We start from the raw sequence: 19,794 nt of genomic DNA, 5'->3' as shown, positions 1-19,794 counted from the left end.
CCGCCCGACTGGCGCGCCCCCCGCCGACGAGCCATCCGCCGGCCGCGCGCACCGCCCGGCTCACAGCGGCGCCTCCCACACCACCGTCGTCCCGCCCCCGTCCTCCCCGATGCCCGGACCGAACCAGCTCGCCCCGCCCAGCGACTCGGCCCGGCGCGCCAGATTGCGCAGACCGCTGCGGCGGCCGCCCTCCGGGATGCCCACCCCGTCGTCGGACACCGTCAGCCGCACCGCGGCCCGGCCGTCCGGCAGGACCGCCGTGGCGTCGACGACCACGTCGATCACCGAGGCTCCGGCATGCCGGAACGCGTTGGACAGGGCCTCGCGGAGCGCGGCGACGAGGTTCTTGCCGGTCAGCTCGCCGACGAGCGCGTCCACAGCGCCCAGGAAGCGGTGCGAGGGCTTGAAGCCGAGCGGCACCGCCGCCATGTTGATCTCCCGCAGGACGCGGGTGCGGAGCCCAGAAGGGGCCTCGGCCGGTTCCTGCTGGAGCGCGAAGATGGCCGTACGGATCTCCTGGATGGTCACGTCCAGCTCGTCGACCGCCCGGCCCACCCCGGTCCGCACCTCGGGGACCACCGACCGGCGCTGGGCGCTCTCCAGCATCATCCCGGTGGCGAACAGCCGCTGGATGACGAGGTCGTGGAGGTCGCGGGCGATCCGGTCCCGGTCCTCGTAGACCGCGAGCCGCTCCCGGTCGCGCTGCGCCTCGGCCATCATCAGCGCGAGCGCGGCCTGCGCGGCGAACTGGGTGGCGAGCGTCCGCTCGGTCCGGCTGAACGGGCGTGCCCCCCGTGCCCGGGGCGTAGCCAGGGCGCCGAGCACCCGGCCGCCGCTCTGCAGCGGCAGCAGCATGCTCGGCCCGAACCGGCCGGCCAGCCTGGTGACCATCCGGCTGTCGGTGGCCGAGTCGTCGATGAAGACCGCCTCGCCCGCCAGCAGCTTCGCCACCACCGTGGAGCGGGCCGGGATGATCACCCCGAGCGAGTCCGAGGGGTCGTCGGCGGAGACGGCGACGATCTCCAGACCGCCGTCCTCCGTGGGCAGCAGCACGATCCCGGCCGCCGCATCGGCGAGGCGGCGGGCCTGCTCGGCGACGACGGAGAGCGCGTCGTCGGCGTCGCCGCCCGAGAGGAGGGCGGTGGTCACCGCCACCGACCCGTCGATCCAGCGCTCCCGCTGGCGGGCCGCCTCGTACAGCCGGGCGTTGCCGATGGCGATCCCGGCCTCGGTGGCGAGCACCCGCACCATGTGCAGGTCGTAGTCGCTGAACTCGCCGCCGTCCTGCTTCTCGGTCAGGTAGAGGTTGCCGAAGACCTCCCCCTGGACCCTGATGGGTACGCCGAGGAAGCTCCGCATCCGGGGGTGGCCCGCCGGGAATCCGGCGGACCGGGGATCGCCGGTCAGATCGGCCAGCCGCACGGGTTCGGGGTCGTGGATCAGCGCGCCCAGCAGGCCCCGGTGGCCGTCGGGTCTGCGCCCGATCGCCCGGGCCACGTCGTCCGGGACCCCGTGGGTGACGAAGTCGGCGAGCCCCTCGCCCGCCTCGTCGACGACGCCGATGGCGGCGTACCGCGCGTGGGCGAGCTCGGCCGCGGTCGCACAGATGCGGTCCAGGGTGGAGTGCAGCTCCAGCCCCGTGCCGACCGAACGCATCGCCTCCAGGAGCTGCGGGACCCGGGCGGTGAGCTCGGCGGAGAGGCCCTGCAGGCTGCGGGCGGCCTGGGTGGCGGCATCGAGTGAGTCCTGCGGGTCCGGCTCCGGCTCTGCCATGACCTGAGCCTAGTTAGTGGCGATTGGGGAGGAAAGTCGGGTTTCCTCCGTAGCCGGTGCCAACGGAGGGCCGGCCCTCCGCAGCCGGTGCCAACGGAGGGCCGGCCCGGTGCCGGGAGGGCTCAGGCCACCGCCACTGTCGCCGCCACCGTCTCCGCCTCCCGCTCCAGCATCCGGCGCAGCGGACCGTCCTCGGCGGCGAGCTCCGCGTACGGGCCGCGCTGCACCACCCGGCCCGCGTCCAGCACCAGCACCTCGTCGACCGCCTCGACCCCGGCCAGCCGGTGGGTGATCAGGACGGTCGTCCGCCCTTCGGTCGCCGCCAGCAGGTCGGCGGTGAGCGCGTCGGCGGTCGCCAGGTCGAGGTGCTCGGCCGGCTCGTCCAGGATGAGGACGGGGAAGTCGGCCAGCAGCGCCCGGGCCAGGGCGAGGCGCTGGCGCTGGCCGCCGGAAAGCCGGGCGCCGTGCTCGCCCACCGGGGTGTCGAGCCCCTCCGGCAGGGAGCGGACCCACTCCAGCAGCCGGGCCCGGACGAGCGCGTCGTCCAGCTCGGCGTCGGTGGCGCCGGTACGGGCGAGGCGCAGGTTCTCCCGGATGGAGCTGTCGAAGACGTGGGCGTCCTGGGCGCACAGGCCGACGGAGCGCCGTACGGTGTCGCCGTCCAGGTCGGCCGCCTCCACACCGCCGATCCGGTACGTCCCCGAGGACGCGTCCAGGAAGCGGAGGAGGACCTGCGCGAGGGTCGTCTTGCCGGAGCCGGAGGGGCCGACGACCGCGATCCGGCGCCCGGGCACCAGCGTCAGGTCGAGCGACTCCAGGGCGTTGCGCCGGGCGCCCGGGTAGCGGGCCGAAAGACCCCGCACCTCCAGCGGGAACGGCGAGGCGGGCGCGTCGGCCGGGCTCGCGGGCTCCCGTACGGGTACGGGGGCGTCGAGCACCTCGTACACCCGCTCCGCACTCCGCAGCACCCGCTGGCGGTACTGCACCGCGAGCGGCATCCCGGTGACGGCCTCGAAGGCGGCGAGCGGGGTGAGCACCACCACCGCGAGCGCGACGCCGGTCAGGCGCCCGTCGTTCACGGCGGGGAGAGCGACGGACGCGGCGGCCACCACCGTCAGCCCGCAGACCAGGGCGGAGAGCCCGCCGCCCAGGGCCGTCGCGGTGGCCGCGCGGGAGGCGATCCGGGTCAGCAGGCCGTCGGCGGCCCGCATGTGGGCCTGCCGGGCCGGGAGCGCCCCGGCGACGGTCAGCTCGGCCGTGCCGCCGAGGAGATCGGTGACCCGGGTGGCCAGGGCGGCGCGCGCGGGCGCCAGTTGACGCTCCGTACGGCGGGCGAAGGCACCGCTGACCAGCGGCACCCCGGCCCCGGCGACCAGCAGCCCGACCGCCAGGATCACGCCCGCCTCGGGCAGCAGCCAGCCGGTGAACCCGGCGGCGGCCACGGAGACCGTGAGCGCGGTCCCGGCGGGCAGCAGCCAGCGCAGCCAGTAGTCCTGGAGCGCGTCCACGTCGGCGACGAGCCGGGAGAGCAGGTCGCCCCGGCGCACCGTGCGCAGCCCGGCGGGCGCGACGCGTTCGAGGCCCCGGTAGACCGCCACCCGGAGTTCGGCGAGCAGCTTGAGCACGGCGTCGTGGGAGACGAGGCGCTCCGCGTACCGGAAGACCGCCCGGCCGATACCGAAGGCGCGCGTCGCGGTGACGGCCATCATCAGGTAGAGGACCGGCGGCTGTTCGGAGGCGCGGGAGATCAGCCAGCCGGAGACGGCCATGAGCCCCACGGCCGAGCCCACGGCGAGGCTGCCGAGGAGCAGCGCCAGGGCGAGCTGTCCGCGCTGTGCGCCCGCCGCCTCCCGGACCCGGGCGAGGACGCGTCCGGGGCGGGCGTCGGTCTCCCGCAGGACGCCGGTCGTGGCCTCCCGTACGTCCCCGGCCTCCAGCAGGTCCGCCGCCTCCAGCACATCCCCGGGGCGCCGCGCGTCCAGCGGCTCACCCCCCGCGAGGGGCTGCGGAACGGGCAGCCCGGGCGCGGTGGTCGCGGCAGGCCCGGAAGCCTCCACCTCGCGCGGCTCCAGCGTCACGACCCGGTCCGCCACCGCCAGCAGCGCCGGGCGGTGGACGACCAGGAGCACGGTCCGGCCCGCCGCCAGCCTCCGTACGGCCTCGACGATCCCTGCCTCCGTCTCGCCGTCCAGGCTCGCGGTCGGCTCGTCCAGGAGCAGCATCGGACGGTCGGCCAGGAACGCGCGGGCCAAGGCGAGGCGCTGGCGCTGGCCGGCGGAGAGTCCGGCCCCGTCCTCGCCCAGCAGGGTCCGCTCGCCGTCGGGCAGCTCCGCGACGAAGTCGCACGCCCCCGCCTCCCGCAGCGCCGCCACCACCGCCTCGTCGTCGGCGTCGGGCCGGGCGAGGCGTACGTTCTCCGCGATCGTGCCCGCGAAGAGGTGCGGGCGCTGCGGGACCCAGGCGATCCGGCTCCGCCAGCGCTCCGGGTCCACCGCCGCGAGGTCCCGGCCGCCGACCCGGACGCGCCCCTCGTCGGGTACGGCGAACCCCAGGACCACGTTCAGCAAGGTGGACTTGCCGACGCCGCTCGGGCCGACCAAGGCGACGGTCTCCCCCGGCTCGACGGTGAGCGAGGCGGCGTCCAGCGACGGAGCGGTGCGGCCCGCGTGACGTACGGTCACGCCCTCCAGCTCCAGGCGAGTGGAGTCCGGGACGTCCTCGGTGCCCGCTCCCCGGGGCTCGGTCTCCAGGACCGCGAAGATCTCCTCGGCGGCCGAGAGCCCCTCCGCCGCCGCGTGGTACTGCGCCCCGACCTGCCGGATCGGCAGATACGCCTCCGGGGCCAGGATCAGGACCACCAAGCCGGTGTAGAGGTCGAGCTCCCCGTGCACGAGCCGCATCCCGATGGTGACGGCGACGAGGGCGACCGACAGGGTGGCCAGCAGCTCCAGGGCGAACGAGGAGAGGAAGGCGATCCGCAGGGTGCGCAGGGTGGCCCGGCGGTACTGCGTGGTGATGGTGCGGATCGATTCGGCCTGGGCCTTGGCGCGGCCGAAGACCTTGAGCGTCGGCAGCCCGGCGACGACGTCCAGGAAGTGGCCGGAGAGCCGGGAGAGCAGCCGCCACTGCCGGTCCATCCGGGACTGGGTGGCCCAGCCGATCAGGATCATGAAGAGGGGGATGAGGGGCAGGGTGACCACGATGATCGCCGCCGAGACCCAGTCCTCGGTGACGATCCGGGCCAGCACCGCCACCGGCACGACGACCGCGAGCCCGAGCTGCGGCAGATAGCGCGCGAAGTAGTCGTCGAGCGCGTCCACTCCACGGGTCGCCAGCGCCACCAGGGAGCCGGTGCGCTGCCCGCTCAGCCAGCCGGGGCCCAGGAGCGCGGCCCGTTCCAGGAGCCGGCCGCGCAGTTCGGACTTGACCGCCGCGCTCGCCCGGTGGGCCGCCAGCTCAGTGAGCCAGGCGACCAGGGCGCGGCCGACGGCGACCGCCGCGAGCAGGAGCAGCGGGGTACGCAGCTCGGTGACGGTGAGCCCGTCCTCGAACCCGCCCACCACGATCTCCGCGATAAGCATCGCCTGGGCGATCACCAGCGCGGCGCCGACCAGGCCGAGAACCACCACGGCCGCCAGGAAGAAGCGGGTGGCCCGGGCATACCGCAGCAGTCGCGGATCGATCGGTTTCACGTGAAACATCCCCCAGCAGGGTCGACAGTGCTATCCGGGCGGTGTTTCACGTGAAACACCGCCCGTCGGGGCCGGTACGGATCAGTGCGCATCCGCGATGTGCTGGGTGCCGATCCGCTTGCGGAACACCCAGTACGTCCAGCTCTGGTACAGCAGCACCATGGGTGTGGCGATGCCGGCGCACCAGGTCATGATCTTCAGCGTGTACGGCGTGGACGAGGCGTTGGTGACCGTGAGGCTCCACGCCTCGTTCAGCGAGGACGGCATGACGTTCGGGAAGAGCGTCAGGAACAGCATCCCCACCGCCGCCACGATCGTCAGCCCCGAGAACGCGAACGACCAGCCCTCGCGCCCCTTGGCGATGGCCCCGATCGCCGCCACCAGCGCCACCACCGCCACGATCAGTGCCACCAGGCTCCAGCGGTCACCGCTCGCGGCCTGGGTCCAGAGCAGGAAGCCCAGCGCGAGCACCGCCGTGGCCAGGCCCAGCTTCAGGGCCAGCGAGCGCGCCCGGACCCGGATGTCCCCGGCCGTCTTGAGCGCGGCGAACACCGCGCCGTGGAAGGTGAAGAGGAAGAGCGTGACGAGCCCGCCGAGGATCGCGTACGGGTTCAGCAGGTCGAAGAAGGTGCCGACGTACTCCATGTCGGCGTCGATCTTCACCCCGCGCACGATGTTCCCGAAGGCCACGCCCCACAGGATCGCGGGGATCAGCGAGGTCCAGAAGATGGCGTTCTCCCAGTTGGTCTGCCACCGCTCCCCGGTCCGCTTGGCGCGGTACTCGAAGGCGACCCCGCGCACGATCAGGCAGAGCAAGATGATCAGCAGCGGCAGGTAGAAGCCGGAGAACAGGGTGGCGTACCACTCGGGGAAGGCCGCGAAGGTCGCGCCGCCCGCCGAGAGCAGCCAGACCTCGTTGCCGTCCCAGACGGGCCCGATCGTGTTGATGAGGACCCGCCGCTCCTTGCGGTCGCGGGCGAGCAGCTTGGTGAGGACCCCGATGCCGAAGTCGAATCCCTCCAGGAAGAAGTAGCCGATCCAGAGGACGGCGATGAGCACGAACCAGATGTCGTGGAGTTCCATCTCTCAGCTCCTGTGCTCTCAGTACGAGAAGGCCATGGGCCGGTCGGCGTCTTCGTCGTCGTGGCCGTTGATCCGGGTGGGCGGGTTGAGGTCGGACTCGGTGAGCTCCGGCGGCCCGGCCTTGATGTACTTCACGAGCAGCTTGACCTCGATGACCGCGAGCACGGCGTAGAGGAGGGTGAAGAAGATCATCGAGGTGAGGATCTCGCCCTGGGATACGCCGGGGGAGACCCCGTCGCGGGTCTGGAGGACCCCGTAGACCACCCATGGCTGGCGGCCCATCTCGGTGAAGATCCAGCCCCAGGAGTTGGCGATGAGCGGGAAGAGCAGGGTCCAGAGCGCGGTGAGCCAGTAGAGCTTGGTGAACTTCGGGCTGAGCGCCTTGTTCCGGAAGAGGACCAGGTTCGGGACCTCGTCCTCACCGGTCCGCAGCGCCGGTGGCAGCAAGAACTTCCGCCGGGTCAGCCAGAGCCCCAGGATGCCGAGGCCGAAGGAGGCCATCCCGAAGCCGATCATCCAGCGGAAGCTCCAGAACGCGACCGGGATGTTGGGCCGGTAGTCGCCGGGGCCGTACTTCTCCTGCTGCGCCTTGTTGATGTCGTTGATGCCCGGGACGTAGGAGTTCGGGTCGTTGTCGGCGAGGAAGGAGAGCACCCCGGGGAGCGAGATCTCGACGGAGTTGTGGCCCTCGCTGACATCCCCGTACGCGAAGATCGAGAAGGGCGCGCCGTTCTGGCCGTCCCAGAGCGCCTCGGCGGCGGCCATCTTCATCGGCTGCTGGCGGAACATCACCTTGGCCAGTTGGTCGCCGCTGACGGCGGTGAGCAGTCCGGCGACGACGACCGTGACCAGACCCAGCCGCAGCGAGGTCCGCATCACCGGGATGTGCTTCTTCCGCGCCAGGTGGAAGGCGGCGATCCCGACCATGAACGCACCGCCGACCAGGAAGGCCGCCGTGATGGTGTGGAAGAACTGCGTCACCGCGGTGTCCTGGGTGAGCACCTTCCAGAAGTCGGTGAGCTCGGCGCGGCCGCGCTCCTCGTTGATGCGGTAGCCGACCGGGTGCTGCATCCAGGAGTTGGCCGCCAGGATGAAGTAGGCGGAGAGGATCGTGCCGAGCGAGACCATCCACATACAGGCGAGGTGGATCTTCTTCGGCAGCCGGTCCCAGCCGAAGATCCACAGCCCGATGAAGGTGGACTCGAAGAAGAAGGCGATCAGCGCCTCGAAGGCGAGCGGAGCGCCGAAGACGTCGCCGACGAAGCGCGAGTAGTCGGACCAGTTCATGCCGAACTGGAACTCCTGGACGATGCCCGTCACGACGCCCATGGCGATGTTGATCAGGAACAGCTTGCCCCAGAACTTGGTGGCCCTGAGGTACTTCTCGTTGTTCGTCCGCACCCAGGCGGTCTGCAGGCCGGCGGTGAGCGCGGCGAGCGAGATCGTCAGCGGAACGAAGAGGAAGTGGTAGACGGTGGTGATGCCGAACTGCCAGCGCGCCAGTGTCTCCGGCGCCAGAGCGAGGTCCACGTCGTCTTTCTCCTTACGTCGCCGTGGTGACGCCACGTCGCTGTGGCCACACCGGGCACTCCGCCCCTTTAATCCCACCGATCACGGGATCAAACGGGGCACGCTTGTGAACGCGTTCACATTCACAAGCAATTATGGCGCACACACTTTCGGGCCGTTCGCCGGGGGTACCCCTTTCGGCCGCACGCGCCCCTGGACGTACGCAAAAGGGCCCCTGACCTCGCCGAACGAGGTCAGGGGCCACCGGCCGCACTGGCGCCGAAGCGCCGGGCCGCTACAGCTCCGCGCGGAACGCCTCCGCCGCCTTCAGGAAGAGGTCGTTGCCCTCGCTCTCCCCGATCGAGACCCGTACGCCCTCGCCCTTGAACGGGCGCACCACCACGCCGGCCCGCTCACAGGCGGCCGCGAAGTCGAGGGTCCGCTCGCCGAGCCGCAGCCAGACGAAGTTGGCGTGCGACTCCGGCACGGTCCAGCCCTGCCGCACCAGCTCCTCGCTCACCCGGCTCCGCTCGGAGACCAGCGAGCCGACCCGGCCCAGCAGCTCGTCCTCGGCGCGCAGCGAGGCGACCGCCGCGTCCTGGGCGAGCTGGCTGACGCCGAAGGGGACGGCGGTCTTCCGGAGCGCTGCGGCCACCGGCTCATGGGCGACGGCGAACCCGACCCGCAGCCCGGCCAGCCCGTACGCCTTCGAGAAGGTCCGCAGCACCGCCACATTGGGCCGGTCCCGGTAGATCTCGATGCCGTCGGGCACCTCGGCGTCGCGGATGAACTCCTTGTACGCCTCGTCCAGCACCACCAGCACATCGCTCGGCACCCGGTCCAGGAACCGCTCCAGCTCGGCCCGGCGCACCACGGTCCCGGTCGGGTTGTTCGGGTTGCAGACGAAGATCAGCCGGGTCCGGTCGGTGATCGCCGCGGCCATCGCGTCGAGGTCGTGCACCTCACCGCTGGTCAGCGGGACCTTCACCGAGGTCGCGCCGCTCACCTGCGTGATGATCGGGTACGCCTCGAAGGACCGCCAGGCGTAGATGACCTCGTCGCCCGGGCCCGAGGTGGCCTGCAGCAGTTGCTGGGCCACGCCGACCGATCCGGTGCCGGTGGCGAGGTGCGAGAGCGGCACACCGAACCGGTCGGACAGCTCGTTCATCAGCCCGGTGCACGCCATGTCCGGGTAGCGGTTGAAGCTTCCCGCCGCGGCGAGCGCCGACTCCAGGACCCCCGGCAGCGGCGGGTAGGGGTTCTCGTTGGAGGACAGCTTGTACGCGACCGGTCCGCCGGCCGCCGCAGGCTTGCCCGGCACATAGGCAGGAACGCCGTCCAGTTCGGCGCGCAGCTTGGGGCTCGTCTCGCTCACCGCAGGTCCTCCTCGACCGTCGTACACATCCATACCGTCGTACACATCAATACTGCTCACCTTATGAGGATTGGGCGCCGCTGCGAATGGCCCGGGCGCGGAATCTCCCGCAGTGCCGGGAATGGTCCGCGCGGTGGGCCTCCTCAGGGGGGAGCATTTCCGGTTCCGGCGCGCGCCCGTGTCTCACGCCGTGGCGCGCGTCCCCCGAAGTGGTGAGTTGAGACCTCTTCGAGACATCGACCATTCAGCAGGCCGTCAGCCGCCAGCACCTGACACACTGACGCCGAATTCCCCAACAACCTTTCATTGCAAGGCTTTTGATGCTTAACGATCATGCAAAAACGTGCCTGTCAATGGGTGCATATGCGACCGGACCGACCGCCCCCCGGAGCCCTACTATCGGCTCGCCATGACAGCAGCAGGGAAGCACCAGGTGAGCCGGACGGAGACCCCCCGGCGCAGCGGCCGGCCAGGACGGGCGGGGATCCGTGACGTGGCCGCCGCGGCCGGAGTCTCGATCACGACCGTCTCCGACGCGCTCAACGGCAAGGGCAGGCTCCCGGACGCCACCCGCAGCCATGTCCGCGAGGTCGCAGAGCGCTTGGGCTACCGCCCCTCCGCAGCGGCCCGAACCCTCCGTACGGGCAAGTCGGGGCTGATCGGCCTGACCGTGACCACGTACGGGGATGAACCTTTCACCTTCACCGAATTCGCGTACTTCGCGGAGATGGCGAGAGCCGCGACCTCGGCGGCGCTCGCCCGGGGCTACGCCCTGGTCATCCTCCCCGCCACCTCCCGGCACGACGTCTGGTCGAACGTCGCGCTCGACGGGACCGTCGTCATCGACCCCTCCGACCAGGATCCGGTCGTCACCGAACTCGTCCGCCAGGGGCTGCCCGTCGTCTCGGACGGCCGCCCGGCCGGGACGCTCCCCGTCACCGCCTGGGTCGACAACGACCACCGGGCCGCCGTGCTCGACCTCCTCGACCACCTCGCCGCCGCCGGCGCCCGCCGCATCGGCCTGCTGACCGGCACCACCACCGACACGTACACCCGGCTCTCCACCACCGCCTACCTCCACTGGTGCGAGCGGGTCGGCCAGGATCCCGTCTACGAGTCCTACCCGGCGCACGACCCCTGCGCGGGCGCGGTCGCCGCCGACCGACTGCTCGCCCGCCCGGACCGCCCCGACGCGGTCTACGGGCTCTTCGACCCCAACGGGACCGACCTCCTCGCCGCCGCCCGCCGCTACGGCCTGCGCGTCCCCGAGGACCTGCTGCTGGTCTGCTGCAGCGAGTCCACCGTGTACGCGGCCACCGAACCGCCCATCACGACGCTCTCGCTGAAGCCCCGCCGCATCGGCACGGCCGTCGTCCAGCTCCTCATCGACGCCATCGAAGGCGTGGAGCACGACGGGCCGGTGGAGCAGGTGATACCGACGGAGCTCATCGTCCGGACCTCCTCGCAACGCCGTCCGCCGCGCACCACGGTCAGCGCGCCACGCTCACCGAGCAGGGACTGACGCCTCTTGAGCAGGGACTGACCGCCTCTTGAGCAGGCACTGACCGCCTCTTGAGCGGGAACCGATCGGCTTTTTTCGGACCAATCGGCCGGTGAACCGTACGTGCGCCCGGATTCACCACCCCTGGTGCGTCACACAGATCGATCCGCATTCCTATGATGGGCGCACGACACCGCGGACCACCTCTGCCAGGCAGGGCCCGTCAGGTGTAGGGCGGCGCGACGGTGGTGGAGGGGTCGATGACTCAGGGGGCCGGTCAGGAACCCGTGGTGCGGACGGCGACGTTGCGCGACTTCAGAGTTCCGCCGTACGCACAGACGCCCGTACCACCGCAGACGCCCGGCGCGGCGCCGCACCCACCCGTGCTCCCGCATGCGCCGGCGCCGCCCACCCCGGTCCCGCACGCCGCCGTGCCCCCGCACGCGCCGGCGCCGCCCCCTCCGCCGCACCCCGGCAACGTGAACGTCGGCGACGAGCCTCCGGAGGGGTACACCCCCACCGAGCGCGACCTCCCCGTCATCAACCGCGGTGACACCGTCAAGATGGACACGGTCCCCCAATCCCGCCCCGTCACCGGGGAGGGGCGCGGCCCGCTCTTCGTCGTCGGCGACGTCCACGGCTACCTGGACGAGCTGGTCGCCGCACTCGCCGCCCAGGGCCTCATCGACGCCGACGGCAACTGGGCCGCGGGAAACGCCCGGCTCTGGTTCCTGGGCGACTTCACCGACCGGGGCCCCGACGGCATCGGGGTCATCGACCTCGTCATGCGGCTCTCCGCGGAGGCGGCCGCAGCGGGCGGCTACTGCAAGGCCCTGATGGGCAATCACGAGCTGCTGCTCATCGGCGCCAAGCGGTTCTCCGACACCCCGGTCAACTCCGGTGCGGGCACCGCCACCTTCCAGGCCGCCTGGCTGCTCAACGGCGGCCAGAAGAGCGACATGGACCGCCTCCAGGACGTGCACCTCCAGTGGATGTCCCGGCTCGACGCGGTCGTCGAGGAGGACGGGCACCTGCTGATGCACTCCGACACGACGGCCTACCTCGACTACGGCACCACCATCGACGCCGTCAACGACACCATCACCGACATCCTCACCCGCAACGACGCCGACGAGTGCTGGGACCTCTTCCGCAAGCTCACCAAGCGCTTCGCCTTCCGCGACGAGGGCGGCGCCGACGCGGTGCGCGAGCTGCTGACGACGTACGGCGGACAGCGCGTCGTCCATGGTCACAGCCCGATTCCGTACCTCCTGGGCGAGGTCGGCACCGAGGACGGCGAGGACGGTTCGGGGCCGGTGGTGAACGGTCCGCACGTCTACGCGGACGGGCTCGCCATCGCCATGGACGGCGGAGTGACCATGGCCGGAAAGCTACTGGTCGTCCAACTCCCCCTGCATGACTGAGGTCTGACGGGGAAGGCGCTTCCGGATCGGACCGCACCGATCATCGGGCCTATTTCCGGAAACACCCTGTCACCCCGTGCCGTGAGCGCTCTACCATCGGCTCATCAGTAGCAGGCTCTCCTCCGTTTCCGCCCGATCGCCCGGTCCACGCGGGCTGCCGGGCCCGACGGAGCATCGGGGGATGCAGATGACAAGCGCTCCGCACCTGCAGGCCGAGGACGGTCCCGAGTACGCCCGGATCCTGGGCGACGCACTGCGTCACGCCCATGAACGCCCGGACCTGGAAGGCGTCGGTGACCGGCTCAACACCGAACAGCTGCGCACGATGGCGCTCAACGCCACAGCGCTGATCACCGCGGCCGCGGCCACCGAGTACGAGCACTACGTGAAGGCCCGCGCCGAGCTGCGCGCGGCGAGCGCCGCCGTCCCCGAGGGCGAGAGTTACGCGGACACCTCGCCGGCCACCGGGCCGGGCGCCGGCGTAGGAGCGGTCCTCACGGTCCTGACGCCGATCCTGGCGGGCACCGCCGCCGTGATCTTCCTGCTCGTCGGCTATCTGATGAGGGCGGTCAGCCCGTCGGTCGGCTTCGGCACCACCATGGTCGCGGCCGGGTGGTTCTTCGCGGCCGTCGCCGCCGCGGCCATCCTGGTCGCCGCCGTGGGGCTGCTCGTCACCGCCCTGCGCAACGGCTCGACCTCACTGGCCGCCGAGGACGAGGAGCAGGAGATGCCGGAGGAGGTCGCCCGGGCCCGGGAGGCCTGGCGCCACGCCCTGCTGGAGCGCGGCATCTTGCCGTTCCTGCGGGACGCCCTGGCCGACCCGACCGCGGGCCCCGCCGCACGGACCCCGCACCGCTCACCGAACCGGATCCCGAAGGTCGGCTACAGCAGGCCGGACTTCTCCGGCCCGGAGGAGGGCCCCTCGGCCGGTCCCCGCCCGACGTTCACGAGCCCCGACTTCACCAGCCCGGACTTCGGCGGCCCGGACCACCGGCCGGAATAAGACCCCGGGGTTCCGGAAACGCCACAGGCCGGGGCGGCGAGTGCCACGCCCGGCCTGTGCGGTGCTCCGGCCCTGCCGGAGCGGTGGATCAGCCCACCTGCGGGGCGAGCTTCGGGTTGGTGCCGTACTGGTTCGGCTCCTGCTTGCCCTCGGAGGCGACGAAGACCAGCAGAATGATGCCGCCGACCACCGGGACGAACGCGATGAAGAACCACCAGCCGGACCGGCCGGTGTCGTGCAGGCGGCGCACCAGCACGGCAAGCGACGGGACGAACGTCGCGAGGACGTAGATGAGGTACGGGATCGTCGTGTCGATCGCCAGGCCGATACCGAACAGGACGGCCGCGATGATCAGGTGGATGAGCGTGAACATCCAGTACTCCTTGCGGCGCGCGCGTCCGCTGAAGCCTGCGTAGTTCTTGAGTACGGCCAGGTACCAGTTCACTGTGTTCCCTCCCCAGGCCCCCGTGCGAGGGCCACCAAATTTCAGCCAAGCAAGCCGGAAAGTAAGGCACAGATAAGGAACGGGTCAAGCTCAGTTGACGCGGCCGCGAAACGTACATCCAGCCGCCACACGACTGTGTCCATACTGTCGCTTAACAAGACCTGCTATCACGCCAGATGGTGTCCAAGGCGGTAAGTCGCCCATAGGTGACGGCCCTTGGCGTCACGCCATCGGGCGCCGGGCGTACGCAAGCCGTCCCCGACGCCGGACTGGGCGTCGGGGACGGAGAGGCGGCCTGCGGCCCTAGTCGGCGATCGGCAGGTAGACCCGGTTGCCGGCGGCCGCGAACTCCTTCGACTTCTCGGCCATCCCCTCCTCGATCTCCTCCTGCGAACCGCCGTGCTGCCGGCGGATGTCCTGGGAGATCTTCATCGAGCAGAACTTCGGCCCGCACATCGAGCAGAAGTGCGCCGTCTTCGCCGGTTCGGCGGGCAGCGTCTCGTCATGGAACTCCCGGGCCGTGTCCGGGTCGAGGGCCAGGTTGAACTGGTCCTCCCACCGGAACTCGAACCGCGCGTCGGAGAGCGCGTCGTCCCACTCCTGCGCGCCCGGGTGCCCCTTGGCGAGGTCGGCCGCGTGGGCGGCGATCTTGTAGGTGATCACGCCCGTCTTCACGTCGTCCCGGTTGGGCAGCCCCAGGTGCTCCTTGGGCGTGACGTAGCAGAGCATCGCCGTCCCCCACCAGGCGATCATCGCGGCGCCGATGCCCGAGGTGATGTGGTCGTAGGCGGGCGCGACATCCGTGGTGAGCGGGCCGAGCGTGTAGAACGGCGCCTCCTCGCAGATCTCCTGCTGGAGGTCGATGTTCTCCTTGATCTTGTGCATCGGGACGTGCCCGGGGCCCTCGATCATCGTCTGAACGCCGAACCGCTTGGCGATGGTGTTCAGCTCGCCCAGCGTGCGCAGCTCGGCGAACTGCGCCTCGTCGTTGGCGTCCGCGATCGAACCGGGGCGCAGCCCGTCACCGAGGGAGTAGGTGACGTCGTACGTCGCGAGGATCTCGCAGAGCTCCTCGAAGTGCTCGTAGAGGAACGACTCCTTGTGGTGCGCCAGGCACCAGGCCGCCATGATCGAGCCGCCCCGCGAGACGATGCCGGTCTTACGGCGGGCCGTCAGCGGGACGTACGGCAGGCGCACTCCGGCGTGCACCGTCATGTAGTCCACGCCCTGCTCGGCCTGTTCGATGACGGTGTCCTTGTAGATCTCCCAGGTCAGCTCCTCCGCTCGGCCGTCCACCTTCTCCAACGCCTGGTAGAGCGGCACCGTTCCGATCGGTACGGGGGAGTTGCGCAGCACCCACTCGCGGGTGGTGTGGATGTTGCGGCCGGTGGACAGGTCCATGACCGTGTCGGCGCCCCACTTGGTCGCCCAGGTCATCTTGTCCACCTCCTCCTCGATGGAGGAGGTGACGGCCGAGTTGCCGATGTTGGCGTTGACCTTCACCAGGAACCGCTTGCCGATGATCATCGGCTCGATCTCGGGGTGGTTGACGTTGGCCGGCAGCACGGCCCGGCCCGCCGCGATCTCCTCCCGTACGACCTCGGCCTCGACGTTCTCCCGGATCGCGACGTACTCCATCTCCGGGGTGATCTCGCCCCGCCGGGCGTACGCGAGCTGGCTGACGGGCCGTCCGTCGCGGCTGCGGCGCGGCTGGCGCGGCCGGCCGGGGAAGACCGCGTCCAGGTTGCGCAGCCCGCCGCGCGGCGAGGTGTGCTTGAGCCCGTCGTCCTCGGGGCGGACCGGGCGGCCCGCGTACTCCTCGGTGTCGCCGCGCGCGATGATCCAGTTCTCCCGCAGGGGCGCGAGGCCCCGGCGGACATCGGTGTCGATCCCGGGATCGGTGTACGGCCCCGACGTGTCGTACAGCGTCACGTCCTTGCCGTTGGTGAGGTGCACCTGTCGGACCGGCACCCGGAGGTCCGGGCGCGAGCCCTGGACGTACCCCTTGTGCCAGCCGATGGACTTCCCGGCATCGTCGCCCGTGCTCTCGGCGCTCTGTTTCGAGGCAGGCGTGCGTGCGTCCGCTGTGGTCATGAGACCTACTCCCTACGCCGGCATTACCCGGTAACAGGTTCGGCGGTCGGCGCAGCGTGTCCCGTACGGATGTACGGCGGTCAGCGCCCTCTCAGCCCGGTGCTCCGAGCTCCCGCGTGTGCAAAGGTGCCTCCACGCTAGCGTCCTTTCCGGCGAGCTGACCAGAGGGCCCTCCTGTTCTTGCGATGATCGCCCCGTGACCTCCCCCCAAAGCGACCCCGCGCCCCAGCCGCCCCAGCCGCCCCAGGGCCATGTACACGGCCACACGCACAGCCACGGACCAGCCGCTCCCGTCTCCAAGCATCTGCGCAAGGTGATCGCCGCTGTGGTGATCCCGTTCGCCACGGCGGTCGTCGTCGGCCTGATCGCGTTCTGGCCCGGCGGCGCCCCCGACCACGAGCGCACCGGCGTCGGATTCGACCGGCAGACCCAGGACGGCAAGGTCGTCCAGGTCGTCAAGGTCGACTGCGCCGACGTCAACGCCGCACAGGTCCCGCCGACCGGTGACACCTCGACCCCCTCGGGCCGGGAGGCCGTCAACGAGCAGGAGGGGGAGTGCGCGAAGGCGACCGTCGAGGTGACCAGCGGGAACGACAAGGGCCGGAAGTTCGTCGAGGTGGTCCAGCCCGACGCGCCCCGCCAACTGCGCGAGGGCCAGGGCGTGGTCGTGGCGTACGCCCCCGACGCGCCGCGCGACCTTCAGTACAGCGTCACCGATGTGAACCGGAAGATCCCGATGACGCTGCTGGCCGCGATCTTCGCGCTGGCGGTGATCGCGGTGGGCCGGCTGCGCGGGGTGATGGCGCTGGTGGCGCTGGCCGTCTCGTTCGCCGTACTGACGCTGTTCATCCTGCCGGCGATCCTGCAGGGCTCGAATCCGCTGGTGGTGGCGGTGATCGGGGCCAGCGCCATCATGCTGGCGGCGCTCTACATGTGCCACGGGGTGACGGCACGAACATCTGTCGCGGTCGTCGGCACGCTGATCTCGCTGCTGCTGATCGGACTGCTCGGCTCCCTGTTCATCGGCTGGGCGGACCTGAGCGGCAACACCGACGACAACACCGGCCTCATCCACGGCCTTTATCCGGACATCGACATGAGCGGTCTGCTGCTGGCCGGTGTCATCATCGGATCGCTCGGGGTGCTCGACGATGTGACGGTCACCCAGACCTCCGCCGTCTGGGAGCTGCACCAGGCGGACCCGCGGATGGGTTGGCGCGGGCTGTACCGGGCAGGTATCCGCATCGGACGGGACCACATCGCCTCGGTCGTGAACACCCTGGTGCTGGCGTACGCGGGCGCGGCGCTGCCGCTGCTGCTGCTCTTCTCCATCGCCCAGTCCAGTGTGGGCACGGTGGCCAACAGCGAGCTGGTCGCCGAGGAGATCGTCCGGACGCTGGTCGGTTCGATCGGTCTGGTCGCCTCGGTGCCGGTGACGACGGTGCTCGCCGCACTGGTGGTCTCCGCGGACCGCCCGGGCGCCTCCCCCTCCTCGTCCACGGCCGCCGCCCCCGCACGGACGGGCAGGGGCCGCCGCCGTAAGGCGTGAAGGACGCGAGGCCGGGGGTACGTGCCGCGCTCAGCCCGCGTTCTGCTCCTCGGCGAGGATGCGGCCGAGCGCCTCCTCCAGGTTCCCGTCGAAGTCACCCAGCGTGTGCTCCTGACCGAGGGGCACCAGCTTGTCGGTTCTGTCGAGGAAGGCGACGAGCGGTGCCGTACCGGCCCGGAACAGCGCGCGATCCGCGCCGACCTGGAGGCGGATGTGCACGTCGCCGAGACCCTCGGGTTCGGTCGGCCCGATGTGCACATCGCCGTCGCCGCTCGGGCTGTTGAGCCCGTCCAGCAGCAGCTCGCGGCCGAATGCCCAGGTCACCGGGGCATCGCCGGGCAGATGGAACGTCATCCGGATGGCATAGGGATCAGCCACCTCGTACCGGAGCTCCACCGGAATACGGAACGAGAGCTCCTCGGAGACGAGGAAGCTCATCATGACCTCTGCTTGAACCGACTCGCGCATCGTTCAACCCCGCAGTAGATGAAACTGGCCAGGAATGATCCCCTATGGCCCTATTGACGCCATCGTGGTGCACGCGATAGCAGATCACAAGGAGTGATTTTTCAGATACTGATAGAGAACACGAACGAACGCAAGAGGCTCGCCACTTCGCCACGTAGCTGTTCGACTGCGGGCAGCAACCGTTCTTCACGGTCCAGGGGTACGGAAATGGCCATCGCCGCAATGGTGGCACCGGCTGTGACGGGAATGGCGGCGCAGACGGTCCCCAGTGCGTACTCCTGGCGTTCGATGACCGGTTCACCCCGCCGCAACGTTCGCAGCCGCTCCAGAAGTGCCGCGCGATCTCGCACTGAGTAACGAGTGAGGGGCCGTACGGGGTGCCGGTCGAGGTGGTCCTCGCGGTCCTTCTCGTCGAGCTGGCCGAGAAGACACTGCCCGATCGCGTGCGCGTGGCCGGTCTCCCGGAAGGAGGCCCACTCGTCCACCGCCGGGGCTTCGGGGGCGTCCGCGACCGCGATGAGCTCGATCTCACCGTCGCGGTAGACGGCGCAGTACACCGGGACCCCGATGGCGTCCCGCCAGTGCGCGAGGGATTCGGTGACGGAGGCGGGGCGGTGTCTCGCGGCCCGGGCCGCGGTGAGGTTCTCGGCGGCCGCCCCGAAGAGGAAGACGCCGTTCTCGCGGCGGAGATATCCCTCATGGGTGAGGGTGCGGAGCAGGTGGTACGCGGTCGGCAGCGGTAGCCCGGCCTCCCGTGCGAGCTGCTTGGCCGGCGCCCCGTCCCGATGGGTGCCCACAGCCTCCAGCAGCCTCAACGCCCGCTGAACCGAACCGATCAACGTCGGGGCAGTGGTGCTCGATGCCGTGGTCAAAGGTCACCCCCAGGCATGGTGACGGGCCGTCAGCCCTCCCGTGGGGGCCGCCCCCACGGGCCCGCCGCACCCACGACCGGACTGTCGTTCAGACCACTGGTCACTCGGTCGGTTCGGTGACAGAAGGTCACATTCCAGATGGCGGCAGCGTTATGTCACTGTATCGGCCGCCTCCGACGGGAGGGGGTTTTCCTCTTGGACTTAGCTCAGCTGGGCTAATCCGCAGGCCTGTGCCCACCCCCGGTCCCGCACCGGCCCGCGGCGGCCTTCCTACCAGTCACCCCGTGAGGACGACGAGGACGTGAACTTGCGTACGACGAAGATCAGACCGCCGACCAGGACGACGAAGACCAGCGCCTTGAAGAGCAGGCCGATCACGAAGCCGATGACGCTGGCGATCAGACCGCCGAACACGAAGATCGCGATGACGGGCACCGCGATCCACTTCACCCACCAGGGCATCCCCGCGTATATCTCCCGCACGGCCATCGCCATCTACCTCGTCTCTCTGGGTTCCTGCCTCGATGCTAAGGGCGCGGGGGACCCCGGCGGGGGCCTCGCAGCCCTTGAAGACCCCTGATCGAACCCTTAGGGAACCCGAGGCCCCGGAGACCTCCGCCGGGGAGTCCTCAGCCCTCCGCCGGCGAGGTCTCAGCCCTCCGGTGGCGAGAAGACGACCATCACCCGCAGGTCCTCGGTGATGTGGTGGAACTTGTGGGCCACCCCGGCCGGCACATAGACGACGCTCCCCCGGCCGACCTGCGTCGTCTCCGTCCCGACCGTGATCGACGCACGGCCGCTGACGACGAAGTACACCTCGTCCTGCTGGTGCGGCTGCTGCGGATCGAGGTCGCCCGCGTCCAGCGCGTACAGGCCGACGGACATGTTCCGCTCCCGCACGAACTGCAGGTAGGCGCCCTCGTTGGCGGCCCGCTCCGCCTCCAGCTCGTCCAGTCTGAATGCCTTCATCGGCTCGTCCGCCCCTTGTGACCTGTGCAGTCGGTTC

At 70.7% G+C, this 19,794-nt stretch carries 15 protein-coding genes; 4 read left to right on the top strand and 11 right to left on the bottom strand.

From position 1 onward, the window contains the following. Positions 1 to 60: 60 nt before the first annotated feature. The 5 genes from ACFWRT_RS12290 to hisC form a co-directional block, all read right to left on the bottom strand. Positions 61 to 1,773 (bottom strand): sensor histidine kinase, encoded by a 1,713-nt coding sequence (locus ACFWRT_RS12290; protein WP_380951692.1) that lies wholly within the window; start codon positions 1,771 to 1,773, stop codon positions 61 to 63. Positions 1,774 to 1,895: 122 nt separating this feature from the next. Then, the gene (cydD, locus tag ACFWRT_RS12285) at positions 1,896 to 5,465 is read right to left on the bottom strand and encodes a thiol reductant ABC exporter subunit CydD (RefSeq protein WP_380951691.1); all 3,570 of its coding nucleotides are present in this window, start codon (positions 5,463 to 5,465) and stop codon (positions 1,896 to 1,898) included. An 81-nt stretch (positions 5,466 to 5,546) separates the two neighbouring features. Then, the gene (gene cydB, locus ACFWRT_RS12280) at positions 5,547 to 6,548 is read right to left on the bottom strand and encodes a cytochrome d ubiquinol oxidase subunit II (protein WP_324794806.1); all 1,002 of its coding nucleotides are present in this window, start codon (positions 6,546 to 6,548) and stop codon (positions 5,547 to 5,549) included. Positions 6,549 to 6,566: 18 nt separating this feature from the next. Continuing rightward, on the bottom strand, positions 6,567 to 8,078 hold the full coding sequence (locus ACFWRT_RS12275) for a cytochrome ubiquinol oxidase subunit I (RefSeq protein WP_380951690.1): 1,512 nt from the start codon (positions 8,076 to 8,078) through the stop codon (positions 6,567 to 6,569). Positions 8,079 to 8,352: 274 nt separating this feature from the next. Beyond that, complete coding sequence (gene hisC, locus ACFWRT_RS12270; RefSeq protein WP_359528954.1) at positions 8,353 to 9,432, bottom strand: histidinol-phosphate transaminase; 1,080 nt, start codon at positions 9,430 to 9,432, stop codon at positions 8,353 to 8,355. A 409-nt stretch (positions 9,433 to 9,841) separates the two neighbouring features. On the opposite strand from hisC, the gene ACFWRT_RS12265 reads away from it, so the two are divergent. The 3 genes from ACFWRT_RS12265 (at position 9,842) to ACFWRT_RS12255 (ending at position 13,360) form a co-directional block, all read left to right on the top strand. Next, entirely contained in the window at positions 9,842 to 10,954 is a 1,113-nt protein-coding gene (locus ACFWRT_RS12265) for a LacI family DNA-binding transcriptional regulator (protein ID WP_076967683.1), read from the top strand. Between the two features lie 224 nt (positions 10,955 to 11,178). Continuing rightward, positions 11,179 to 12,357 (top strand): metallophosphoesterase, encoded by a 1,179-nt coding sequence (locus tag ACFWRT_RS12260; protein WP_380951689.1) that lies wholly within the window; start codon positions 11,179 to 11,181, stop codon positions 12,355 to 12,357. Between the two features lie 181 nt (positions 12,358 to 12,538). Next, positions 12,539 to 13,360 carry a hypothetical protein gene (locus ACFWRT_RS12255; RefSeq protein ID WP_380951687.1) on the top strand — a complete coding sequence of 274 codons (822 nt, stop codon included), beginning with the start codon at positions 12,539 to 12,541 and terminating at the stop codon, positions 13,358 to 13,360. Positions 13,361 to 13,448: 88 nt separating this feature from the next. Here ACFWRT_RS12255 and ACFWRT_RS12250 read toward each other — a convergent pair whose 3' ends face one another. Both ACFWRT_RS12250 and thiC read right to left on the bottom strand, forming a co-directional pair. Continuing rightward, positions 13,449 to 13,805 (bottom strand): DUF805 domain-containing protein, encoded by a 357-nt coding sequence (locus ACFWRT_RS12250; RefSeq protein ID WP_380951686.1) that lies wholly within the window; start codon positions 13,803 to 13,805, stop codon positions 13,449 to 13,451. Between the two features lie 303 nt (positions 13,806 to 14,108). Further along, complete coding sequence (thiC, locus tag ACFWRT_RS12245; RefSeq protein WP_380951685.1) at positions 14,109 to 15,899, bottom strand: phosphomethylpyrimidine synthase ThiC; 1,791 nt, start codon at positions 15,897 to 15,899, stop codon at positions 14,109 to 14,111. A gap of 196 nt (positions 15,900 to 16,095) precedes the next feature. Here thiC and ACFWRT_RS12240 point away from each other — a divergent pair, with 196 nt between their 5' ends. After that, the gene (locus tag ACFWRT_RS12240; protein ID WP_380951684.1) at positions 16,096 to 17,448 is read left to right on the top strand and encodes a YibE/F family protein; all 1,353 of its coding nucleotides are present in this window, start codon (positions 16,096 to 16,098) and stop codon (positions 17,446 to 17,448) included. A 30-nt stretch (positions 17,449 to 17,478) separates the two neighbouring features. Here ACFWRT_RS12240 and ACFWRT_RS12235 read toward each other — a convergent pair whose 3' ends face one another. From ACFWRT_RS12235 to ACFWRT_RS12220, 4 genes are all read right to left on the bottom strand, one after another. Further along, positions 17,479 to 17,916 (bottom strand): SsgA family sporulation/cell division regulator, encoded by a 438-nt coding sequence (locus ACFWRT_RS12235; RefSeq protein WP_015609883.1) that lies wholly within the window; start codon positions 17,914 to 17,916, stop codon positions 17,479 to 17,481. A 101-nt stretch (positions 17,917 to 18,017) separates the two neighbouring features. Beyond that, positions 18,018 to 18,788, bottom strand: coding sequence for an IclR family transcriptional regulator (locus ACFWRT_RS12230; protein WP_380951683.1), 771 nt, complete (start codon positions 18,786 to 18,788; stop codon positions 18,018 to 18,020). Positions 18,789 to 19,058: 270 nt separating this feature from the next. After that, positions 19,059 to 19,271 carry a DUF5326 family protein gene (locus ACFWRT_RS12225; RefSeq protein WP_380944861.1) on the bottom strand — a complete coding sequence of 71 codons (213 nt, stop codon included), beginning with the start codon at positions 19,269 to 19,271 and terminating at the stop codon, positions 19,059 to 19,061. A 168-nt stretch (positions 19,272 to 19,439) separates the two neighbouring features. Then, entirely contained in the window at positions 19,440 to 19,757 is a 318-nt protein-coding gene (locus ACFWRT_RS12220; protein ID WP_380951682.1) for a cupin domain-containing protein, read from the bottom strand. Positions 19,758 to 19,794 lie beyond the last annotated feature (37 nt).

Origin of the sequence: Streptomyces cyaneofuscatus (genome assembly GCF_042718795.1) — a bacterium.
GTDB classification, from domain to species: domain Bacteria; phylum Actinomycetota; class Actinomycetes; order Streptomycetales; family Streptomycetaceae; genus Streptomyces; species Streptomyces cyaneofuscatus_A.
The sequence above is the reverse complement of the archived record's forward strand: the minus strand, read 5'-3'. Positions and strand labels throughout refer to the sequence as shown.